The organism is Sporomusa termitida (genome assembly GCF_007641255.1).
In the GTDB taxonomy this organism is placed as follows: domain Bacteria; phylum Bacillota; class Negativicutes; order Sporomusales; family Sporomusaceae; genus Sporomusa; species Sporomusa termitida.
Genome location: NZ_CP036259.1, coordinates 81,304 through 104,564 on the forward strand (window position 1 = coordinate 81,304; position 23,261 = coordinate 104,564).

Here is a 23,261-nt window from a genome sequence, read left to right on the forward strand (position 1 = left end):
TAGTCGAATGCGCCGCCCTCATCCTCCGGGGAGGGTGGCTTTTTTTAATTTCCCCTATTTACAGAACGTTTGTTCTGTGGTATATTGGTATCAAACATATGTTCTAACAGGGGGATTGGGAATGGCTGATAAAACAAAGGACTTTGAAAAGAACCGGGAAATGGATAAGTTTAAGGCATTGGAAAATGCAATGCGCCAAATTGAAAAAGACTTTGGTGCAGGTGCTATTATGAAGCTTGGGGAAGCTGCCGCAAAAATGCAGGTTGAGATTATCCCTACAGGCTCGTTACCGCTAGACATCGCTCTCGGGGTAGGCGGGGTACCGCGTGGCCGGGTTGTGGAGGTATTCGGCCCAGAGTCGTCCGGTAAAACGACAGTAGCCCTGCATATTATTGCTGAGGCGCAAAAATTAGATGGGATTGCCGCCTTTATTGACGCTGAGCATGCCCTTGATCCCAGCTATGCAAAGAAGATCGGTGTTGATATAGACAACTTGCTAATTTCTCAGCCAGATAACGGTGAGCAGGCTTTAGATATTGCTGAGGCGCTGGTACGCAGTGCAGCTGTTGACATTATTGTTATTGACTCTGTGGCGGCCCTGGTGCCTAAGAATGAGATTGACGGTGACATGGGAGACTCGCATGTTGGCCTGCATGCCAGACTGATGTCACAGGCATTGCGTAAACTTACCGGTATTATTAGTAAATCGCGCACTAGCGTTATTTTTATTAATCAAATCCGGGAAAAGGTCGGTGTCATGTTTGGCAATCCGGAAGTAACTACCGGCGGTAGAGCCTTGAAGTTCTACGCATCGGTTCGTCTCGATGTGCGCAAAAAAGAGAGTTTGAAGCAAGGTAATGATGTTGTGGGCTCGCGTACCAAAGTTAAGGTTGTAAAGAATAAAATAGCTCCACCATTTAAGCAGGCTGAATTTGATATTATGTACGGAGAAGGTATCTCACGGGTTGGCAGTTTAATTGATTTAGGTGTCGAATTGGATATTATCGATAAAAGCGGTGCATGGTTCTCGTATCAGAGTCAGCGACTCGGTCAGGGCAGAGAAAATGTAAAAGCAACGCTAAAAGAAAATGCTGAAATTGCCAATCAAATCGAGCAGGCTATCAAAGATAAAATTGCGGGCGGCACCGCGGTGCCTATTGTGGTATCTTCGTCTGCTGATGGTATTGAGGAAGAATATGAAGACGTTCCGTTCAGCCTGGCGGCGGAGGCGTAGGAAGTTTTTTTACAGCAAAGTTCAGATAGTCTTTTAGGAAAAGTTTTCATCTGAGCTTAGATCGATATCTTCTGACATATTAATTATTGTCCTTTTCCTTTAGTAATGATTAAGCGGTTGTACAATACATAGTATGAGAAAATAGTAATGTTAGCCAATGAAGACAGTTTTTCCTATTTGTATTAAACACTGGTTGTAACTAAATACAAGGACAAGGATATTGGCCAATAGAGTCAGCACAAAACGATTCTGGCAGGGTTTTTATTTTAAACAATTAAGATAATTCTCGGCGATGTGTGTTATACTATATATAAGAGCATGTTGCTATCAAGACTTAGAAATAATATAAGAGGTGCAACTGGTTTAGAGGAATAACGAAATGAGGCAAATAGAATGATTAATCCACCATTAGAGGTCCTGTTAGACAAGGTTGGTGACAAATATACTCTTTCTGTTTTAGCGGCCAAACGCGCTCGGCAAATAATACAATGCGGCGAAATCTTAGTAGATGGAAAACCGCTAAAACCAGTTAGCGTTGCTTTAAAGGAAATAGCTTCAGGGAGAATCACTTTTGAGCGAACTAAAGTGGGTATTAAATAAAATTATCGCGGGGTAGAGCAGTTGGTAGCTCGTCGGGCTCATAACCCGAAGGTCACAGGTTCAAGTCCTGTCCCCGCAACCAGAAGGTTTGAGCCGTATCTATGGGTACGGCTTTCTTTTATTTTTTACGTGTACCGGCAATTTTACGCTTGAGAAAGTAAACTGATCCCTGTTGCCGCAGGGCTAGCTCAATAAGAAAAAGGATCTGGTCTATGCCAGATCCTTTTTCTTATTGAGCTAACAATATCGGGGTTAATTTAGCTTCCTGCGCCTGAACAGGGCCGATATAGCCGTTGCGGGCCATAGCCGCAAGCACAACAGCCTGACGTTGCTTCGCAGCCGCAAAGTCAACATAGGGCGAGGTAAGTGAGGGGGAATTAGGCAATCCTGCCAGCAGGGCACATTCGGCCAGATTCAAATGAAAGGGCTGTTTGCCAAAATAAATGGTCGCGGCTTCACCAACTCCATAAGCTCCGGATCCGAAATAAATAGAATTGAGATACATCTCAAGAATTTCCTCTTTGGAATAACACAGCTCAATGTCAATGGCCAGGACAAACTCTTCCAGCTTACGGCTCAGGGTACGTTCCTGGGTCAAGAATAAATTTTTAATAAGCTGCTGAGTAATTGTGCTGCCACCTTCAGAATAAGAACCTGTCTGGACATTGACCAGGGTTGCCCTGACAATTCCCTCAATATCAAACCCCACATGCTGATAAAAACGATTATCCTCGACCGCAATAATGGCCTGTTGCAAGGCCAGCGGCGTATCATTCAGGCTGACATAGCTTTTTTTGTCTAAGGCAGCATCAACAGCCTTTTTAAGAAATATGATCCGGTGGACTCGTTCCCATACGCTGACAGCCTCAGAAACCACCACCCCAGCTGCTGACGGCAGCACCGGCGTTTTGGGAATTACCGAACGCAGCATTAAATCGCCGCCGGCCCACCAAAACGTGATGGCAAAAATAATGAGCAATAGGGCTAATAATCGACCAAGCCGCACACGTTTACCGTTCACCATTTCACCTCCTGGCATAACCTTACCTATATTTTAGCATTTAATCAGGCAATAGAGAATACAGTGTAAATAGCAAAAGGTCATGAAAGAGGGGCAGGGGATAACATGCGTATATTAGTGGTACCACGGCGGCGATTAGTGAGTGCGGTGGTTTTCAGTATTGCCGTAGTAGTGTTAAACCTCCTGACATTGCATTATCTGGTATTGGACGATATTGAAAATACCAACATGTCAGTTCTTGCCGGCAAAATAGTTGCTATTGATGCCGGCCACGGCGGCATTGATGATGGGGCAAAATGGAATGGGATCGACGAAAAAAATATAAATCTGGCAATTGCTGTGAAATTAGCCAATATTCTGGCTGCAAACGGTGTAACACCGGTACTGACCCGGGAAGGGGATATTGATTATTACACTAAGGGGAAAGGCGGTAAACGTAATGACCTGCTAAAACGGGCTGAAATTATTGAGGGATCGGGGGCACATGCGTTTATCAGTATTCACTGCAATGCCATCAAAGGGGCTAACTGGTCTGGTGCCCAGGTTTTTTACCATCCCAAGCTGGCGGAGAACAAACAACTGGCGGAGACAATGCAGCATGCATTAAAAAATTTTCCTCCAGGAAACAAACGTCAAATCAAGCAGGATTCTGATATTATTATATTGAAATCTGTAAGTGTGCCAGGTGTACTTGTTGAAACCGGCTTTATCAGCAATCCGGACGAGGCAGTACGTCTTAACAGCGATGCTTATCAGCAAAAGCTGGCCGAATATATGGCCAAAGCCTTGGCGTATCATTTTACCCAAAATGTGGGAAGATAAGATAAGACTTGCTTCTACCGAGCCTGCGGGCAAAGGCAGAAGCTTTAGTCGTTCTTACAAGAATGCACCACTAACTTAAGGGAGCGATTATATGGACAACCTGATTGGCTGTGCGCTTATGCCGCACCCGCCGCTCATGATCCCGGAAGTGGGAAAAGACGAGTTACAGGGAATTAAAACTACTGTCGAAACAGCTAGCCAGATCGCTGAGCTATTAAAAGAAAGCAATCCGCAGACTATTGTCATCATCAGCCCCCATGGGCCTGTGTTTGAAGATGCGGTTACAGTCAGCATCCATCCCCGCCTGCGGGGGAGTATGGCCAGTTTTGGTGCTGCCGATGTAACCCTCGGCTTTGAGACCGACAATTTATTAATTAAGCATATTATCCGCAGCTGCCAGCGGCTGGGTATTAATTTATTGGAACTGACTGATGATATGGCGAAAAATCACCGCACCTCCTTAACTCTTGATCATGGTGCGTTTGTGCCGCTTTATTATCTGGCCAAAGCCGGGTTTAAAGGCCAGATCGTCAACTTATCGATCGGGATGCTAGCTTATGAAGAGATGTATACCTTCGGGAAAGCAGTGCAGGCGGCTATCGGCAATATGGACAAACGAGTTGCCGTCATTGCCTCCGGTGATTTGTCTCATCGCCTGACACCTACCGCTCCGGCCGGTTATAATCCGCGTGGGGCCGAGTTTGACCACCAGGTAGTGGCAGCTCTCAAAAATGCCGATGTCAAAGCTTTACTCAATATGGACCGAAAGCTGATTGAAGAGGCCGGAGAATGCGGACTCAGGCCGATCTTCTTTCTGCTGGGTGTTATGGGCGGTCTTGACGTTGAAGCAACCAATCTCTCGTATGAAGGCCCATTTGGCGTCGGTTATGCTGTTGTTCTTTATAGAATAAAAGGAAAAAAATAAAGAGGTGACAGTATGGTTGGACAACACCGAGTGCCGGCTCTTGCCCGGGAAAGTCTTACTTATTATCTGCGTTCTGGCCGGCTCATGGATAAACCGGCTGCCCTGCCCGATATCTTAGCGGGGCGCGCCGGGGCTTTTGTTTCCTTTAAGAAAGGCGGACAGCTGCGGGGCTGTATCGGTACTTTTGCCCCTACCCGGCCGACAATAGCGGAAGAAATTATTCAAAACGCCGTAAGTGCCGGGACTGAGGACCCGCGTTTTCCGCCCATTGCCTTGTCAGAAGTGCCAGAGCTTGAGATCTCAGTAGATATCCTGGCGGCGCCGGAGCCGATCGCCGGTATCGAGGCGCTTGATCCCCAAAAGTATGGCGTCATTGTGCGCAAAGGACGGCGTTCCGGCCTGCTGCTGCCTGCTCTGGCCGGCGTTGATACTGCCGCCGAGCAGGTGGCGATTGCCAGGGAAAAAGCCGGCATCGCCCCGGAGGCAGCGATTGATTTATATCGCTTTACCGTGACCAGGTATAAGTAAGGCAAAGCAGGTGAAACAGGTGCGCGAGGCGCTCTATTACAGGCAGGACGACAAGGGGATTGCCTGCAGCCTGTGCCCGCAAGGCTGCATACTTTCTGAGGGCCAGACCGGCCTTTGCCGGGTACGCCAAAATACCGGCGGTACATTATATAGTCTGAACTATGGCCAGGCGACAGCCCAGGCCCTTGACCCCATCGAAAAAAAACCGCTCTATCACTTTTATCCTGGCAGCCGCATCCTGTCATTGGGGTCCTGGGGCTGTAATTTTGCCTGCCGGTTTTGCCAAAACTGGCCGATCGCCCACGGCAGTCCACCGGTAACCAGCCTGCTGCCCGCGGCGGCGGCGGCACTGGCCGGGCGGCTGACCGGCAGGGGGAATATAGGGGTAGCCTATACCTATTCAGAGCCTAGTGTCTGGTATGAATATATCCTGGATGCCGCCGGTCTGGTACAGGCCGCCGGTCTCAAAAACGTACTGGTTACTAACGGCTTTATCAACCCGCAGCCCTTACAGCAATTGCTGCCATATATTGCGGCCATGAATATTGACGTTAAAGCGTTTAATAATCAATTTTATCAGCAAATATGTGCCGGCCAGCTTGAACAGGTCAAACAGACCGTCGAACTGGCGGCCCGGCACTGCCATGTAGAGGTTACCACCTTGATTGTGCCGGGGCTTAATGACTCGGCCGCCGAGATTAGTGCTTTGGCCGAATGGCTGGCAGGAATTAGTCCGGATATACCACTCCACCTCTCCCGCTATTTTCCCAACTATAAGCTGGACATCCCGCCCACCCCTGTCAGCACCCTGGCGCAGGCCTGCAACATTGCCCGTCAGGCACTTAATTATGTTTATCCCGGCAATGCGGGCAGCGAGGGATTGGCCACCTATTGCCCGGGCTGTGGCTGTCAGGTCATTGACCGCCTGCAGGCGTTGAGCCGGTTAAACGAAAAAAACTGCCCCCGGTGCGGGCGCAGCATACCGATTACCGGCGAAGTCAGGTTTTGAAGGCAGGAGGCTAACGGCGAATATCTGGGGCCTCTTTTTTTCTTTATAAACAACTATACCAATGTATTATAATTGCAGCGGCAAGCATGGTGATTAGGGCAATAGCCAGGTAGCAGTCCCCGCAGGGGGCTGAAATCAATTGCCACAGGTACCTCGAAAAAATTAATGTATACAAAACACGAAAATACTTGCATTAATATTCACTTATAATGTATTATTATAACATACGAAGGAGTGAGGCCGATGAAAATAAGCATTATAGGCGCAACCGGTTACACCGGTGCGGAACTTTTGCGAATTTTGGCATCCCATCCGGCGGCGGAAGTGCTTTATATTACCTCCGAAAGCCAGCCGGGTACTGCCATTAATGAAATATATCCTCATCTTACACGATTTTACAGCAAAAAACTAGTGAGTTTGGCTGAACTGGAGCAGATAGCAAAGCAGAGTGAGGTTTTATTTATCGGCTTGCCTCATGGTCATGCCATGGAGGTTGGCCGTAAGGCAACAGCTGCTAATCCGGATATAAAGATTATTGACCTTGGCGCCGATTACCGGTTTAAGGATTATGCTGTATATGAACAGTGGTACAAAGTTGCCCATACCCACAAGGAAGCACAAGCCGTGTATGGGTTGACAGAATTAAAGCGCAGCCAGGTCCGTGGAGCGTCAATTATCGGTAACCCCGGCTGCTACACAACCGCCAGCATCCTGGCACTGGCACCGCTGGTGCAGCACCGGCTGATCGACCTGGCTACCATCATCGTTGATGCCAAATCCGGGGTTTCCGGTGCCGGCCGTGGTTTGAACCTGGGGGCGCATTTCACCGAGGTATTTGAAAACGTCAAGGCTTACAATGTCGCCGGCCACCGGCACACGCCGGAGATTGAGGCGGTGCTGGGCGAACTGGCAGGCGAAGACCTTGTCATTAGCTTTACACCCCACCTGATCCCGGTGGCCAGAGGCATTTTAAGCACTTGTTATGCTACCCTGAAACAAGGAGTTACGGCTGCGGCTGTTGACAAAGCCTACAACTCACTGTATGGTGACGAATATTTTATCAGGCTGTTAGGTCCGGGCGGGTATCCTGCCACTAAAAACACCCGCGGCACCAATTTCTGTGACCTGGGCTGGCATATTGACCAACGAACCGGCCGGGTAGTTGCTGTTGCCGCTATCGATAACCTGGTTAAAGGGGCTGCCGGCCAGGCTGTGCAGAATATGAATGTACTGTTTAAGCTTGAGGAACGGACCGGGCTCGACAACGCGCCCTTATATCCGTAGGAGGGAACTGTAATGTTAACTAAAATCACCGGTGGCATTACCGCGCCACAAGGGTTTACAGCAGCCGGTGTTCATGCCGGTATAAAAAAGAATGGCCAAGAAGATGTGGGCATTATCTACAGCACAGTTCCCGCCGCCGCCGCCGCTCAGTTTACCACCAACAAGATGGCAGCGGCGCCGGTGCTTGTCTCCCGCCAGGCGATTACCCAGGGCAAGACCCGTGCCATTGTTATCAATTCCGGTTGTGCCAATGCCTGTACCGGCGACCAGGGGCTGACTGATGCAAGGACAATGGCTCATACAACAGCCACCGCCCTCAACCTGGACGACTGTGAGGTTTTGGTGGCTTCAACCGGGGTCATTGGTGTTAACCTGCCAATGGCTAAAGTCATTGCCGGCATCAATCAGGCCGCCGGCAGTTTAAGTGAGGCTGGCCACGAACCGCTGCTGGCCGCCATCATGACTACCGACACCTTTGCCAAGGCCTGTGCCTATCAGTTTACCCTTAACGGCAAGCTCTGTAAAATTGCGGGAATTGCCAAAGGGGCAGGCATGATCCATCCCAATATGGCAACAATGCTGAGCTTTATTACCACCGATGCTGCCATTGCTCCATTAATCCTAACACAGGCGCTCAGCCAGGCGGTCGAGTTGTCCTTTAATATGATTACTGTCGACGGCGACACCAGTACCAATGATATGGTAGCGGTAATCGCCAACGGGGAGGCCGGCAATGCGCCGGTCACCACAACTGACAGCCAAAGCTACCAGGAGTTTTTTACGGCCCTTAAAACCGTATGTACCGAACTGGCCCAGCTGATTGTACGGGACGGGGAAGGAGCGACTAAGTTTCTGGAGATTAACGTTACCGGGGCGGTGTCCTTTGCGGAAGCCAAATGCGCCGCAATGGCCATTGCCAAGTCGCCGCTGGTCAAGACCGCTTTTTTCGGCCAGGACCCAAACTGGGGGCGTATCTTGTGCGCAGCCGGTTATTCCGGCGCCCGGAGCCAGCCGGATAAAACCTCGCTGGTCATTGGTGGCTTAACCATTGTTGTCAATGGGCAGGGGGCTGTCGGCTTTGATACCGAGAAACTCAAAGCAGTCATGGCCGCTAAGGATATTGCCGTGACCCTCGACCTGGGGCTGGGGACGGCGGCGGCGACCGTATGGACCTGTGATTTTTCCTATGAATATGTTAAGATTAACGGCGAATACACCACCTAATATTTGGGGGCGGTTCTGCTGACATAAATGTTCGATTTTGATCTGTGTCAGAAGAACCGTCCCCGTGACAGCGATAGCAAGGTTAAAAGGGGAAGGGATGATGAATATGATTAATTCGGTAGAAAAAGCGGCTGTACTGATTGAAGCGCTGCCCTATCTGCAGCGGTTTGCCGGCAATACTATTGTGATTAAATACGGCGGCAACGCCATGCTCAATGAGGAACTCAAGAAAAATGTAATACAGGACATTATCTTTCTTAAATACGCCGGTATCCGGCCGGTGGTTGTCCACGGCGGGGGACCGGAGATTACCGGTATGCTGAAGAAGCTTGGCAAAGAATCGAGCTTTGTCAGCGGCCTTAGAGTCACAGACGCCGAGACTGTAGAGATTGCGGAGATGGTGCTTGTCGGTAAGATCAACAGCGAAATCGTTAAACTGTTGAACTTCCTCGGGGCCAAAGCGGTTGGCCTGAGCGGCAAGGATGCCGATCTGATTATGGCGTCCAAGCATCTGGCTAAGGTGCGTGAAAATGGCCAAATCAAAGAAGTAGATATCGGCTTTGTCGGCGATGTGCTGAAATTAAATACCAGCATTGTTGAGAAGCTGCTGGACCAGGGCTATATCCCGGTTATTTCACCGATCGGGGTTGGCAAAGACGGGGCTACGTACAATATTAACGCCGACTATGTGGCCGGTGAACTGGCAGCGGCCCTGGGGGCTGAGAAACTGGCCCTGATTACTGACGTGGAAGGGATTTATCGCGATTATAGCGATAAGAGCACCTTTGTTTCCACCCTGTCGCTGGCTGAGGCGCAGGAAATGATCAAATCAGGCAGTATTGAGGGCGGGATGATCCCGAAAGTGGAGGCCTGCGTAAAAGCATTGGCCGCCGGGGTAGCCAAGACCCATATCATTGATGGCCGCAAACCGCATTCGCTGCTGCTGGAAATCTTCACCACCGAGGGGATCGGGACCGAAGTGGTTAAATACAGGAGGTATATCAGTGGATAAGCAAACGGTAATTGATGTTGACAACGCCTGTTATATGCCGGTATTCGCCCGGTATCCCCTTGTCCTCAGCCACGGTGAAGGTCCCTATGTTTATGACAACGAAGGCCGTAAATACATAGATTTTCTCGCCGGCATTGCGGTTAATGTTCTGGGCCATGCCCATCCGAAGCTGGTGGCGGCGGTGGCGGAACAGGCCGGCAAGCTGATTCACTGCTCTAATCTTTACTATACAGAGGCGCAGGCCACCCTGGCCCGGACCCTGGTAACCGCCAGCGGTCTCGGCAAAGTCTTTATCGGCAACAGCGGGGCCGAAGCCAACGAAGGGGCGATTAAGCTGGCCCGCAAATACGGCAAGGCAATTCAGGCCGACAAGGTGCAAATCATTACGGCCGAGCAATCGTTTCACGGCCGGACGCTGGCGACCCTGACCGCTACCGCCCAGCCTAAATACCAGCAGGGCTACGAGCCGCTGCCAGGCGGCTTTACCCATGTACCATTTAATGATATCACTGCCCTGGAAGCCTTGATATCTGACAAAACCTGTGCCGTAATGCTGGAGCCCATCCAGGGCGAAGGCGGGGTTAACCTGCCTGATCCGGATTACTTTAACAAAGTGCGGGCACTGTGTGACAAATACGGGGCGCTCTTAATCCTGGACGAGATCCAGACCGGGGTTGGCCGTACCGGCAGGATGTTTGCCTATGAGCATTTGGGTATTACCCCTGATATAGTTACCCTGGCCAAGGGGTTGGCCGGCGGTGTGCCGATCGGCGCCTTTATCGCCACCGATAAGGCTGCCGCTGCCTTTGGGCCCGGCGACCATGGCTCCACCTTTGGCGGCAACCCGCTGGCCTGCGCCGCTGCCAATGCGGTTCTCGATACCATTCAGGCCGAGCAACTGCTGGCCAATGCCCGGGAGATGGGCGGATACCTGATGGCCCGGCTTAATCAGCTCCGGGAAAAATATCCGGCCCTGATCAGCGAGGTCCGGGGCCAGGGTCTGATTGTTGCTGCCAAACTCACCCAGCCGGGGCGGGATATTGTTAACAGCTGCATGCACCAGGGGGCCATTATCAACTGCACCGCCGGCGATGTACTCCGGTTTGTACCGCCGCTGATTATCAACAAAGGTCATGTGGACGAATTGACCGCCATATTAGATAAAACACTGGCGGCTGTACAACTATAATCATGGGGGAGTGTATGAGGTATGAGCCTTAAAGGAAAAGACTTTCTGTCAGTACATCATCTAACTGTTGATGAGATATATCAAATTTTTGATTTTGCCAGGATCTTAAAAGCCAAACAAAAGGCCGGTGAACCACACCCGCTGCTAAAAGGCAAAACGCTGGGCATGATATTCCAAAAAGCTTCGACCCGTACCCGGGTATCGTTTGAGGTCGGCATGTGGCAGCTGGGCGGTTCGGCGCTGTTCCTTTCCTCCAACGATATGCAGATTGGCCGGGGCGAGCCGGTCAAGGACACGGCCCGCGTATTATCCCGTTATGTTGACGGCATTATGATCAGGACCTTCTCGCACCTGGAGGTGGAAGAACTGGCCGAGTATGCCACCGTGCCTGTCATTAATGCCCTGACCGACCTGCTGCATCCCTGCCAGGCCATGGCGGATATTTTTACCGCCCTTGAACATAAGGGCGAGCTGAAGGGCCGCAAGCTGTGCTATATTGGCGACGGCAACAATATGGTCAACTCGCTCCTGCATATCTGTGCCAAGGTCGGCATGGACATCAGTGTGGCTACCCCGGCCAACTATGCGCCGGATGCCACCATTGTCGAGCAGGCCGCTGTGGCCGCTAAATTGTCAGGCAGTAAAATAACCATTTTGGATGACCCGTTGGCTGCGGCCCAAGACGCTGATGTATTATATACCGATGTGTGGGCCAGTATGGGCAAAGAGGGCGAACAGGCCATCCGCAAACAGGCTTTTGCCGGCTTCCAGATTAACAATACCCTCCTGCAGGCTGCCAAAAAAGACACTATTGTTATGCATTGCCTGCCGGCGCACCGCGGGGAGGAAATCACCGAGGATGTCATCGAAGGCCCCAACTCGGTGGTGTTTGATGAGGCGGAAAATCGCTTGCACGTGCAAAAAGCCATAATGGCCCTTCTCATGGCTGATTAGCTTAGTACAATAGAACTTGTTATAAACGCCCATCTGCTTCGTTGCTCCTCAAAACGATTGCTTGCGTACGCCAGTACGCGGCGCTGCCCGTTTTTCCGGTGCGCCTCGCATCTGGACATTTCTAACAAGTTCCGGCTGTTCGCGACTTTTTGGTTACGGGGGTACGCGAGAGTAGGCGGGAGTGTGTCAGGGGGACGGTTCTCTTGACACACCCGGAAAACAAGCGCACTTTTCAATTTCCTTTACCATATAGACAATTACACCCGGTTCCTGTAAACTTTACAATAGGAAAACCCCGGGAAACCATATCAACATAGGAGGCAATTTATAATGAGTGAAATCAAAAAGGTGGTCCTGGCCTACTCCGGCGGCCTGGATACCTCGGTTATTATCCCCTGGCTGAAAGAGAACTATCAGTGCGAGGTCATTGCGATGTGCGCCGATGTCGGCCAGGGCGATGAACTGGCCCCGGTGCGGGAAAAGGCCATTAAATCCGGGGCCAGCAAGGTATATATCGAAGATCTGACGGCTGAGTTTGTGGAAAGCTATGTCTGGCCGACCCTCAAGGCCGGTGCTGTATATGAAGGCAAATACCTGCTGGGAACCTCGTTTGCCCGGCCGATCATTGCCAAGGCCCTTGTGGACATTGCCCTGAAAGAGGGCGCTGACGCTATCTGCCACGGGGCGACAGGCAAAGGCAACGACCAGGTCCGCTTCGAGCTGACCGTCAAAGCCCTGGCTCCCCAGCTTAAAATTATTGCTCCCTGGCGGTTGTGGGACATCCGTTCCCGTGAAGACGCGATCGATTATGCGGAACAACACGGTATTCCTGTGCCTGTTTCCAAAGCCCGCCCCTACAGCATGGACCGCAATATCTGGCATCTGAGCCATGAGGGCGCTGACCTGGAAAACCCGGCCAATGAACCGGCCGCTGATGTGTATCTGATTACCACCCCGCCCGAGCAAGCGCCGGATAAGCCCCTCTACATTGAAGTAGGCTTTGAAAAAGGTACCCCGGTGTCGGTGGACGGCGTTAAACTAAATGCGGTGGCTCTCCTGACCAAACTCAATGAACTTGGTGCCGCCAACGGCATCGGCATTGCCGATATTGTCGAAAACCGGCTTGTGGGCATGAAATCCCGGGGCGTATACGAAAATCCCGGTGGCGCCATTTTGTATTTTGCTCACCGTGAATTAGAGTATCTGACTTTAGACCGGGCCACCATGCATTATAAGGAGCAGATTGCCATCAAATATGCCGAACTGGTTTATGACGGCATGTGGTTTGCGCCGCTCCGGGAAGCCCTTGATGCCTTTGTTGATTCGACCCAGCAGACTGTTACCGGTACTGTCCGCCTGAAGCTGTACAAGGGCAACATCATGAGTGCCGGCGCCACCTCGCCTTATTCGCTCTATAACGAAAAGATCGTAACTTTTGGTGATAGCGAGCAATTATATAACCATGGCGATGCCGAGGGCTTTATTAACCTCTTCGGCTTGCCGCTCAAGGTCCGGGCCATGATGAAAGCTGAGGCCAAGAAAACCAATGAGTAAATTATGGGGCGGACGTTTCGCCAAAAACACGGATGTTATGGTGGAGGAGTTTACCTCCTCCATTTCTTTTGACAGCCGCATGTACCGGCAGGATATTGCCGGCAGCATTGCTCATGCCAGGATGCTGGCCCAATGCGGCATCATCAGCCAGGACGATGCCAGGCTGATTACCGATGGGTTAAACGATATTCTCGCCGATATTGAAGCAGGCAACTTCAGTTTTGAAGTGTCGCTAGAAGATATCCATATGAATATTGAAAAACGCCTGACCGAACGCATCGGTCCGGCCGGCGGGCGTCTGCATACAGCCCGCAGCCGCAATGACCAGGTGGCGCTTGATACTCATATGTATGTGCGGGAGCAGGTGGCCGCAATCGGCGGGCTGTTATTTGACCTGGAGCAGGCCGTTCTCGACATTGCCAATAAATATCCGGAGACCATCATGCCCGGCTATACCCATCTGCAGCGGGCCCAGCCCATCCTGTTCGCTCACCACATGCTGGCTTATTTCTTTATGTTTGAGCGTGATTTCCGACGCCTGGGCGGCGTGTGGGAGTCGGCCGATATTATGCCCCTCGGCGCCGGGGCGCTGGCTGGTACCACCTTTCCCATCGACAGAGAGCTTGTTGCCAGTGAACTCAAGTTTGGCCGCATCTATGAGAACAGTATTGATGCCGTCAGTGACCGGGACTATATCCTGGAATTTTTGTCGTTTGCCTCTATTCTGATGATGCATTTGAGCCGGTTAAGCGAAGAGATCATTTTGTGGTCGTCAACCGAGTTCTCCTTTATTGAGCTTGACGATGCCCACTGTACCGGCTCGAGTATTATGCCGCAAAAGAAGAATCCGGATGTCGCCGAATTGGTGCGCGGCAAAACCGGCCGGGTTTTTGGTCACCTGATGGCCATGCTGACGGTGGCAAAAGGTCTCCCCCTGGCATACAACAAAGATTTGCAGGAGGATAAAGAGGGGCTGTTTGATACCATCGACACGGTAAAATTCAGTCTGACCGTGTACGCAGCCATGCTGCGCGGGCTGAAGGTAAATTCCGGTATTATGCGGCAGGCGCTAAAAAACGACTTTTCCAATGCCACCGATATGGCTGATTATCTTGTTAAAAAAGGACTGCCGTTCCGGCAAGCCCATGAAGTTGTTGGCAAATGCGTAGCTTATTGCCTAAATGAGCACAAAACGCTGGCAGATTTAAGCCTGGCCGAGTTTAAACAATTTTCGCCACTGTTTGACATGGATATTTTAGAGGCCATTACCATTGAAACCTGTGTTGCCGCCCGTAATTCTCTGGGTGGAACATCGCCCGCTCAGGTTAGACAGGCTGTCACTGTTGCTAAGTCCATTATGGAGAAACAGCAAAAACACCTTGACATGTATACAAAAATCAAACTATAATATCCATAAATATACAACCCAAGGAGGCCTGTTAACATGGCTGATATTGCTGTTACACTGGCTGATAAACGCGGCACTCTTCCGGCAGACGACAAACTTGGTTTTGGCAAGATTTTTACCGATCACATGTTTGTCATGGATTACGAAACAGGAAAAGGCTGGTTTGATGCCCGCATCGTCCCGTATGGCGATTTTGACATTTCGCCGGCAGCTATGGTGCTGCATTACGGACAAGCCATTTTTGAAGGCATGAAAGCCTTCCGCACGGAAGATAACCGCATCGTCGTGTACCGCCCTGTTGATCATCTCAAACGTTTCAATAATTCAGCTGACATTTTAAGCATCCCGCAAATGGATGTTGATTTATTACATGCCGGTTTGAACAAACTGATTGAAATTGACAAGGACTGGGTGCCGCAATCGCTGGGAACATCGCTGTACATTCGCCCCTTTGTTATTTCGGTCGATCCCTTCGTCGGCGTAAAAGTTGCCGATGAATACAAGCTGCTTATTATCCTCTCGCCGGTCGGCGCCTACTACGCCTCTGGATTTAAGCCTGTCAAAATCAAGGTGGAGGAGCATTTTGTACGGGCCGTCAAGGGCGGTCTGGGCGAAGCCAAGACACCGGCCAATTACGCTGCCAGTCTTAAGGCCTCGGAAGAAGCTCAAAAAGAGGGGTATACCCAGGTTTTGTGGCTTGACGCCCTGGAACAGAAATACATTGAAGAAGTCGGCACCATGAATATCTTCTTCAAGATTGATGACGAGATTATTACCCCCGAGCTAAACGGCAGTATTCTCAATGGTATTACCCGCCGTTCCGTCATTCAGGTGGCTCAGGACTGGGGGCTGAAAGTGACCGAACGCCGGATTTCGATTGATGAGGTATATGCTGTGCATGCTGAGGGCCGGCTGCAGGAAGTATTCGGTTCCGGTACGGCGGCAGTTATTTCCCCGGTGGGCGAGTTATCCTGGAAAGGCAAAAATATTGTCATTAATAATAACCAGACCGGGGCAACCTCCCAAAAGCTGTTCGACTATATTACCAGCATCCAGCAGGGCCGCGTAGCCGATAAATTTGGCTGGATTGGCGAAGTAACCAAAATATAATTTACAGCCCTGAAAATGGTATAGCGGAAATATTAGGCTTGTGCTGTGGGCACAAGCCTAATTTAGTCATTAGGACCAGAGTACCTTGATCACATTATTTTTTAGCTTGATGACGGCCAAAATGGCAAATGGCGGCGCCAGCCCCGCCTAGCAGACCCCTGCCGGTATGCGCCGTCGGTGCGTGCTTGCCCTTTGCCATTTTGTCTCGCCCTAAAACCAAAATCTAAAATGGTCAAGATACTAGGACTTTTACTTTATTTTTTTATAATGGACAATTATCTAAAAGGTTTTCCTGATATTGGGTAGAATAGAATTATAGTTATATTGGGAATTTTAACTCCTGTTTGAGGTGTGCAGAATGTTATTGCAAATACGGGGAATAATCTCTACAATTAGTTTCCTGGATATTATCGACATTGTAATTGTTGCCTATTTTTTATACAAACTCTACATTATGATTAGCGGGACCAGGGCTGTAGCCTTATTGAAAGGTCTTGTCGTGCTGCTGGTGGCTACGCTGATCAGCAAATGGCTGGAACTCAATGTGATTAACTGGCTGCTGCAGAAGACAATGACGGTTGTGCTTGTAGCCCTGCCGGTTGTTTTTCAGCCGGAACTCCGGCGCGCCCTTGAGCATCTGGGGCGGGGCCGCTTTTTCCACAACAGTGCCCAGCTGAACGCGGAGGAGAAAGCCAGCCTGTTTGATGAACTGGGGAGAACAGTTACCGATCTGTCTAAAAACAAGATTGGGGCCCTGATGGTTCTGGAACGGGAAACAGGGCTTAATGATTATATTGAAACAGGCATTAAGGTGGATGGTTTAGTCTCAAGCGAGTTTTTAATCAATATTTTTATTCCCAATACGCCCCTGCATGATGGTGCTGTCATTATCCGCGGGAACCGGGTACAGGCGGCAGGCTGTTTGTTGCCGCTGTCTGATGACCGCAGTCTCAACAAGGAGCTTGGCACAAGACACCGGGCGGCGATTGGCATCAGCGAGCAAACCGATGCAGTTGTTATTGTTGTCAGCGAAGAAACCGGTATCATTTCGCTGGCCAGGGGCGGCAGACTGCACCGGTATATGGATGCCGACAAGCTTAGGGAACAGCTTGCGCCGCTGTTTATAGCGAAAAGCACTTCCCTTAGCGATCTATTTAGCTGGAGGCCGTCATAATGTTTGATAAGTTTTTTAAATCACCGGGAGAAACAAAAAATATTACTCCGAAAATTTTGGCCGTTATCCTGGCGATTGTGTTATGGTTGTATGTCATAAATGAGCAAAATCCGCCCATTGAGTCATCGTTCACCATTCCGCTGGAAGTCCGCAATGCCGCCACTTCCTACGTTATTGTCAATGTGCCTGACTCAGTCCGGGTAAAAATTCGCGGTCCGCGCAGTATTGTTGCCGGTGTGCTCAATAAAGATCTTAAGGCCTATATTGATATCAAAGGTCTCACAGAAGGCAATCACGATCTTAAGGTCAGCGCCGCCATCCCGTCCAGCCTGGAATTGGTCGAGATCAATCCGGACAAAGTCCAGTTCAGGCTTGACACTACTGTAAGCCGCCAGGTACCGGTTGAGGTCAGACTGACCGGTGCTGCCGCCAAAGGGTCGGTGGTGGGCAACCCGGTGGCGGCCTATGAGCAGGTGACGATTGAAGGGCCCAAAAATATTGTGGGTATTGTTGAAAAAGTGATCGCTACCGTTGATCTGGCCGGAAAAAACGCCGAGTTTACGGTAGGGGCGCCACTGGTACCGGTTACCCAGGCCGGTAAGGGAGTCGAAGGGCTAACCATTTATCCGGAGAAAACCGGCGTTACGGTGAATATAACTGCCGGGCTAACCAAGAAGATACTTGATGTAAAACCCATGATTGAGGGGGAATTGCCGGCTGGTCTGGCTATAAAGAGTATGAGCACTAAGCCGGACAAACTGGAATTGCGGGAGCTTACAGCCGGCACGGGCCTTGACAAGCTTGAGGCTGTATATACCGAACCGATTAGCCTTAACGATATCAGCCAGAATATCACCAGGGAAGTAAAACTAATATTGCCGGAGGGTCTGGCCAGTACCCAGGAAACCGTCAGTGTTACCATCCAAGTCGGCCCCCGTTAAAGGAGACAGCGGCTATTGCTTAAAATCAGTAACTTTCGTATACCCTTAACTGAAGAAACACCCCTTGCGTATCTTGTTGCCAGACGTTTGCGGCTGGCACCGGAGCAGGTAAGCCAAGTGAACATTATCCGCCGGGCGATTGATGCCCGCCGGAAACATAGTATTACCTTTGTCTATACCCTGGCAGTCGAGCTTCTCATCCCGCCAGGGCAGGCATTATCCCGGCTGGCCGGTGACAAGGATGTCGTGCTCATAACGCCGGCGGCCGCCGAGGATATTGTGTTTGGTGCGATACCGCTGAATAACCGGCCGGTAGTGGTAGGGTCAGGACCGGCCGGTTTATTTGCTGCCCTGATGCTGGCCAGGTATGGCTATAAGCCGCTGCTGATTGAGCGGGGGCGGGATGTTGAACGGCGGGCCCGGGATATTGCTGATTTTTGGCGGACCGGCCAGTTGGCTGAAAATAGTAATGTGCAGTTTGGGGAAGGCGGGGCCGGCACCTTTTCCGATGGTAAACTTACCACCCGGGTTACGGATCCGCGGATGGCGGCGGTGCTTGACATTATGATAACAGCCGGAGCGCCGGCTGAAATAAAGTACCTTCATAAACCCCATATTGGTACTGATAAACTGCGGCAGGTTGTCAGGAATATCAGAACCGAGATTATTAAACTGGGCGGCGACGTTGAGTTCGAAGCCTGCCTTACAGGTATCGCCACTAAGGCGGGACAGCTCACCGGCATTACCGTAAATGGTAGCCGCCATATACCCTGCGAAATATTGTTTCTGGCCATTGGCCATAGTGCCAGGGACACCTATCAGATGTTGCATGAACACCAGGTGGCCATGGCAGCCAAACCCTTTGCGATTGGTGTCCGGATTGAGCATCCCCAGGAACTCATCGATACAGCCCAGTACGGTGTTGCGGCCGGTCATCCCCGGCTGGGACCGGCTGATTATGCGCTGGTGTACCAGGATAAGGCGGCAGGACGGGCGGCCTATTCGTTTTGCATGTGCCCGGGCGGACTGGTGGTGGCGGCCGCCTCGGAAGCGGGGGGAGTCGTGACCAACGGCATGAGCCTGTACAAACGGGACTCGGGCCTTGCCAACAGTGCCGTGGCTGTAACTGTGAATCCGGCTGATTATGGTCCTAATGTTCTTGACGGTATCGAATTCCAGCGCCGTTATGAACGGCTGGCCTTTGCCCTGGGCGGGAATAATTACAATGCGCCTGTGCAGACAGTAGGCGATTTCCTGACCGGAAAAAGCGGCAGTGCTCAATATCTGGCCGCATCCAGTTATCGTCCCGGCACAACACCTGCCGATCTCCGGCAATGCTTGCCAGGGTTTGTAGCTACTACACTGGCGAAGGCTTTGCCTGATTTTGGCCGTAAGCTGCGAGGGTTTGATCATAGGCAGGCCGTACTTACCGGCGTTGAAACCAGAACCTCAGCGCCGGTGCGGCTGGTGCGAGGGCCGGATTTTGTGTCAATTAACACAACCGGCGTATACCCTATTGGTGAGGGTGCCGGTTATGCCGGCGGCATTATGAGCGCTGCCCTGGACGGGGTAAATGCAGCAATTAGTTTTGTGCAAGTCTATAAGGCCTGATCTTTGTATAAATGTACACTTACAATTTGGAAGGAGCATTTTCATATATGGCGAGACTGTTTGGAACAGACGGCGTGCGGGGGTTAGCCAACGTCGAACTTACGCCTGAACTGGCTTTTAAGATGGGGCGGGCAGCCACCTATTACTTTGGGAAAGAATCGAAACGGCCGGTATTTTACATTGGCCGCGATACCCGGGTTTCCGGACAGATGCTGGAGGCGGCCTTAGCGGCAGGCATTTGCTCGGCCGGCGGCGAGGCCGTACTGCTGGGTATTGTTCCTACCCCGGCTGTTGCTTATTTGACCAGGCAGCACGGCGCTCAGGCCGGTGTTGTTATTTCAGCATCACATAACCCTTATCCTGATAACGGTATCAAATTTTTTGCCGGTACCGGCTACAAACTGCCTGATGCCGTAGAAAATGAGCTGGAAGAGCTTATCGACGCCGCACCGGACGGGATGCCCCGGCCTACGGCCGACAGCGTTGGTTTTATAACTACCAGGCATGATCTGCTGACAGAATATGTGGAGTATGCCGTTAGTACTGTTGAACAGTCCCTGCAGGGTCTTAAGATTGTTTTAGACTGTGCTAATGGTGCGGCCTACGAGGCGGCTCCCGCCGCTTTCCGGCAGCTGGGGGCCGACGTTATTGTCCTTAATGACTGTCCTGACGGTATTAATATTAATGCCGGCTGCGGCTCAACCCATCTGCAGCAGCTGCAGGCTGCCGTAGCTCAGCATCAAGCCGATCTGGGACTGGCCCATGATGGCGATGCCGACCGTTGTCTGGCTGTCGACGAAACCGGCGAAATGATTGACGGTGATCAAATTATGCTGATTTGTGCGCTGGAAATGCTCAAGCAAAATACACTGACGGAAAAAACGCTGGTAGCCACCGTGATGAGCAATATCGGGCTGCATCAGGCCATAAAAAATGCCGGTGCCAAAGTCCTGGTGACACCGGTGGGGGACCGCTATGTACTGGAAGCTATGTTAAAACATAACCTGGTATTGGGCGGTGAACAGTCCGGCCATATTATTTTCAGTCAATACAGCACAACCGGCGACGGGCTGATTACGGCGCTGAAACTGGCGGCCGCGCTAAAACAAAGCGGCCAGAAAATGTCGGCTCTGGCTAAAGTAATGACAAGATTTCCCCAACTGCTGGAGAATATCCGGGTTAAGAGTAAAGCCGGCTGGGAAACCAATGCGAATATCGCTGCTGCCATTAAGGCCGGTGAAGCCGAACTAGGTGATAATGGCCGGATACTTGTCCGCCCTTCCGGCACTGAGCCGCTCATCCGGGTAATGGCCGAAGGCCCGTCCCTGCCTGACCTTGAACGTATCGTTGGCAGTATTGCCGAGGTTGTCAGACAGGAACAGGATTAAACGCCAATACCGGTTATTGACCAATGCTATAAACTGTATTAAAATAAGATAGATATGGCAGGAGCACTATATAGTGCTCCTTTGCATATCTATGATTATTAAGGGAGGTGAGAATATGCCAAGTACAGGATAATAACAACTGCGGCCGCAAAAACTATCTACAGCGCTGGTGCTTGACGTTAAGTCAAGCAGACGAGGAAGAGGTTCATCGAGCAGTCAGCGGATACCTCTCGGCACCTGCAGCCGTGAGCTGGCCGACAAAACCACAGGGTGACCTGCGGGACAAAACGGCAGCGGCAGAAAAGAACAATGGGAAGTTGCTGAAAACGTGATAAAGGGTTAGATGCCTGGCGATGCTCAGCGCGGCCGCTCCGGCCGTATGCAGATGAGCGTTTATTAGTAGTGTAATTTAGGAGGTTTATATATATGTGTGGTATTGTTGGTTATATAGGTCCTGATCAGGCGGCACCATTTTTGCTGGAAGGTCTGAGCAAACTTGAATACCGGGGCTATGACTCGGCCGGTATTGCCGTGTTTGACGGCGATAAAATTCATGTGACTAAAAGCGTGGGCCGGTTGAATGTGCTGGCGAAGAAGGTAGAAATCAGTCCCCTTCAGGGCAGTCTTGGCATTGGCCATACCCGGTGGGCGACCCATGGCCGTCCGTCTGATGCCAACTCCCATCCGCATACGGATTGTGCCGGTAAGTTTGTTGTTGTCCATAACGGCATCATTGAAAACTATATGCACCTCAAGGAACAACTGATTGCCCAAGGCCATACGTTTACCTCGGAAACGGACACCGAGGTTGTGGCCCACCTGATAGAAGAGTGTTATGCCGGTGACTTTGAAGCGGCAGTTAAGCAGGTACTTGAACAGATCGAGGGTTCTTATGCGCTGGTGTTTATGTGCCAGGATGAGCCGGGAAAACTGATCTGCACCAAGCAGGACAACCCGCTGGTTATCGGCCTGGGCGAAGGGGAAAACTTCATTGCCTCCGACATCCCGGCGATCATCAGCCGCACCCGGAAAACCTATATCCTAAGCGACGGCGAAATGGCCATTGTAACCGCTGATTCGGTATGGGTCATGAACCGTCAGGGGATACCGGTAACCAAAAAAGTCTTTGAGGTTAACTGGGATGCGGAAGCAGCTGAAAAAGGCGGCTATGAGCATTTCATGATTAAAGAAATCTATGAACAGCCCAAGGCCGTCCGGGAAACAATGACCAGCCGTGTGGCTAAAGATAACAGCGGCATAACCTTTGAAGAACTCAACTGGACCAAGGATGATGTTTCCCCCATTAAAAAGATCGCCATTATTGCCTGCGGTACCGCCTATCATGCGGGGATTGTGGGCAAGTACCTGATCGAAAACCTGTCCCGGATTCCGGTGGAAGTGGATGTGGCCTCAGAATTCCGCTACCGCTCACCGCTGATTGATGAACAGACGCTGGCTATTGTTATCAGCCAGTCCGGCGAAACCCTGGATACACTGGCGGCCCTGAAAGAAGCTAAAAAATTGGGGGCCCGCACCCTTGCTGTTACTAATGTTGTCGGCTCCTCCATCGCCCGTGATTCTGATCAGGTTATCTATACCTGGGCGGGACCGGAAATTGCAGTAGCCTCTACCAAAGCCTATACTACTCAGCTTGTGGTTATGGCGATGCTGGCCATTTATATGGGAGCAATTAAAGGCACTTTGACCACGGATAAAGTGCAGGCACTGTGCCAGGCCCTGCGTGAACTGCCGGCCCAGGCCTATGAAGTGTTAGAGGATGTTGAGCCGATTAAAACCTTCGCCCAGCAATACGGCTTTAATGAAGATGTGTTTTTCATCGGCCGTTCCTTAGACTACGCCGTGGCCCTGGAAGGCTCTTTGAAACTAAAAGAGATATCCTATATTCATGCTGAGGCTTATGCGGCCGGTGAACTCAAACACGGTACCCTGGCCCTTATCATTGAGGGGGTACCGGTCATTGCCCTGGCTACCCAGCAGGATGTATACGAAAAAACACTCAGTAATATTAAAGAAGTCAAAGCCCGTGATGCTGTAGTTATTGGGCTTGGTCTCAAAGGTGATCAGCAGCTTGAAAAATATGTTGACCATACTATCTTTATTCCTGCCACCAATAAATTCCTCACGCCAATCCTGTCGGTCATTCCGCTGCAGCTGTTAGCTTACTACGCGGCAGTTACCCGGGGCTGCGATGTTGATAAGCCCAGGAATTTGGCCAAGAGTGTGACCGTAGAGTAGAATAAACAAAAAAATAT

At 50.9% G+C, this 23,261-nt stretch carries 20 protein-coding genes and 1 tRNA gene; 20 read left to right on the forward strand and 1 reads right to left on the reverse strand.

Annotated elements, in window-relative coordinates; translation table 11 throughout:
• Positions 1-121 precede the first annotated feature (121 nt).
• From recA to SPTER_RS00505, 3 genes are all read left to right on the forward strand, one after another.
• Positions 122-1,234: a recombinase RecA gene (recA, locus tag SPTER_RS00495; protein ID WP_425474313.1), complete on the forward strand. Its 1,113-nt coding sequence runs from the start codon at positions 122-124 to the stop codon at positions 1,232-1,234.
• A 393-nt stretch (positions 1,235-1,627) separates the two neighbouring features.
• The gene (gene rpoZ, locus SPTER_RS00500) at positions 1,628-1,834 is read left to right on the forward strand and encodes a DNA-directed RNA polymerase subunit omega (protein WP_144348565.1); all 207 of its coding nucleotides are present in this window, start codon (positions 1,628-1,630) and stop codon (positions 1,832-1,834) included.
• 6 nt (positions 1,835-1,840) lie between these two features.
• Positions 1,841-1,916: transfer RNA gene (locus SPTER_RS00505), tRNA-Met, on the forward strand.
• Between the two features lie 147 nt (positions 1,917-2,063).
• Here the strand turns inward: SPTER_RS00505 and SPTER_RS00510 are convergent.
• Positions 2,064-2,858, reverse strand: coding sequence for a transglycosylase domain-containing protein (locus SPTER_RS00510; protein WP_342787111.1), 795 nt, complete (start codon positions 2,856-2,858; stop codon positions 2,064-2,066).
• A 102-nt stretch (positions 2,859-2,960) separates the two neighbouring features.
• Between SPTER_RS00510 and SPTER_RS00515 the strand changes: the two genes are divergently transcribed.
• The 17 genes from SPTER_RS00515 to glmS all read left to right on the forward strand — a co-directional run bounded on the left by SPTER_RS00515 (position 2,961) and on the right by glmS (position 23,244).
• Entirely contained in the window at positions 2,961-3,677 is a 717-nt protein-coding gene (locus SPTER_RS00515) for an N-acetylmuramoyl-L-alanine amidase family protein (protein ID WP_144348566.1), read from the forward strand.
• A 91-nt stretch (positions 3,678-3,768) separates the two neighbouring features.
• Positions 3,769-4,602 (forward strand): AmmeMemoRadiSam system protein B, encoded by an 834-nt coding sequence (amrB, locus tag SPTER_RS00520; protein WP_144348567.1) that lies wholly within the window; start codon positions 3,769-3,771, stop codon positions 4,600-4,602.
• Positions 4,603-4,614: 12 nt separating this feature from the next.
• Positions 4,615-5,130: an AmmeMemoRadiSam system protein A gene (gene amrA, locus SPTER_RS00525; protein ID WP_144348568.1), complete on the forward strand. Its 516-nt coding sequence runs from the start codon at positions 4,615-4,617 to the stop codon at positions 5,128-5,130.
• Positions 5,131-5,149: 19 nt separating this feature from the next.
• Positions 5,150-6,139 carry an AmmeMemoRadiSam system radical SAM enzyme gene (gene amrS / locus SPTER_RS00530; protein WP_144352677.1) on the forward strand — a complete coding sequence of 330 codons (990 nt, stop codon included), beginning with the start codon at positions 5,150-5,152 and terminating at the stop codon, positions 6,137-6,139.
• A 243-nt stretch (positions 6,140-6,382) separates the two neighbouring features.
• On the forward strand, positions 6,383-7,423 hold the full coding sequence (gene argC / locus SPTER_RS00535) for an N-acetyl-gamma-glutamyl-phosphate reductase (RefSeq protein WP_144348569.1): 1,041 nt from the start codon (positions 6,383-6,385) through the stop codon (positions 7,421-7,423).
• Between the two features lie 12 nt (positions 7,424-7,435).
• Positions 7,436-8,647 (forward strand): bifunctional glutamate N-acetyltransferase/amino-acid acetyltransferase ArgJ, encoded by a 1,212-nt coding sequence (argJ, locus tag SPTER_RS00540; protein WP_144348570.1) that lies wholly within the window; start codon positions 7,436-7,438, stop codon positions 8,645-8,647.
• A 106-nt stretch (positions 8,648-8,753) separates the two neighbouring features.
• Positions 8,754-9,659 (forward strand): acetylglutamate kinase, encoded by a 906-nt coding sequence (gene argB / locus SPTER_RS00545; protein ID WP_144352678.1) that lies wholly within the window; start codon positions 8,754-8,756, stop codon positions 9,657-9,659.
• A gap of 34 nt (positions 9,660-9,693) precedes the next feature.
• On the forward strand, positions 9,694-10,848 hold the full coding sequence (locus SPTER_RS00550; RefSeq protein ID WP_246105590.1) for an acetylornithine transaminase: 1,155 nt from the start codon (positions 9,694-9,696) through the stop codon (positions 10,846-10,848).
• A gap of 21 nt (positions 10,849-10,869) precedes the next feature.
• Positions 10,870-11,802, forward strand: coding sequence for an ornithine carbamoyltransferase (argF, locus tag SPTER_RS00555; RefSeq protein ID WP_144348572.1), 933 nt, complete (start codon positions 10,870-10,872; stop codon positions 11,800-11,802).
• Between the two features lie 330 nt (positions 11,803-12,132).
• The gene (locus tag SPTER_RS00560; protein WP_144348573.1) at positions 12,133-13,356 is read left to right on the forward strand and encodes an argininosuccinate synthase; all 1,224 of its coding nucleotides are present in this window, start codon (positions 12,133-12,135) and stop codon (positions 13,354-13,356) included.
• Complete coding sequence (gene argH, locus SPTER_RS00565) at positions 13,349-14,764, forward strand: argininosuccinate lyase (RefSeq protein ID WP_144348574.1); 1,416 nt, start codon at positions 13,349-13,351, stop codon at positions 14,762-14,764. The genes SPTER_RS00560 and argH overlap by 8 nt, the downstream gene beginning before the upstream one ends.
• Positions 14,765-14,800: 36 nt before the next feature.
• Entirely contained in the window at positions 14,801-15,874 is a 1,074-nt protein-coding gene (locus SPTER_RS00570; RefSeq protein ID WP_144348575.1) for a branched-chain amino acid aminotransferase, read from the forward strand.
• A gap of 358 nt (positions 15,875-16,232) precedes the next feature.
• Positions 16,233-17,048, forward strand: coding sequence for a diadenylate cyclase CdaA (gene cdaA, locus SPTER_RS00575; RefSeq protein ID WP_144348576.1), 816 nt, complete (start codon positions 16,233-16,235; stop codon positions 17,046-17,048).
• Entirely contained in the window at positions 17,048-17,989 is a 942-nt protein-coding gene (locus SPTER_RS00580; RefSeq protein ID WP_144348577.1) for a CdaR family protein, read from the forward strand. Before cdaA ends, SPTER_RS00580 begins: the two co-directional genes overlap by 1 nt.
• Positions 17,990-18,004: 15 nt before the next feature.
• On the forward strand, positions 18,005-19,600 hold the full coding sequence (locus tag SPTER_RS00585; protein WP_144348578.1) for an NAD(P)/FAD-dependent oxidoreductase: 1,596 nt from the start codon (positions 18,005-18,007) through the stop codon (positions 19,598-19,600).
• A 47-nt stretch (positions 19,601-19,647) separates the two neighbouring features.
• The gene (glmM, locus tag SPTER_RS00590; protein ID WP_144348579.1) at positions 19,648-20,988 is read left to right on the forward strand and encodes a phosphoglucosamine mutase; all 1,341 of its coding nucleotides are present in this window, start codon (positions 19,648-19,650) and stop codon (positions 20,986-20,988) included.
• A gap of 426 nt (positions 20,989-21,414) precedes the next feature.
• Positions 21,415-23,244 carry a glutamine--fructose-6-phosphate transaminase (isomerizing) gene (glmS, locus tag SPTER_RS00595; protein WP_144348580.1) on the forward strand — a complete coding sequence of 610 codons (1,830 nt, stop codon included), beginning with the start codon at positions 21,415-21,417 and terminating at the stop codon, positions 23,242-23,244.
• Positions 23,245-23,261 lie beyond the last annotated feature (17 nt).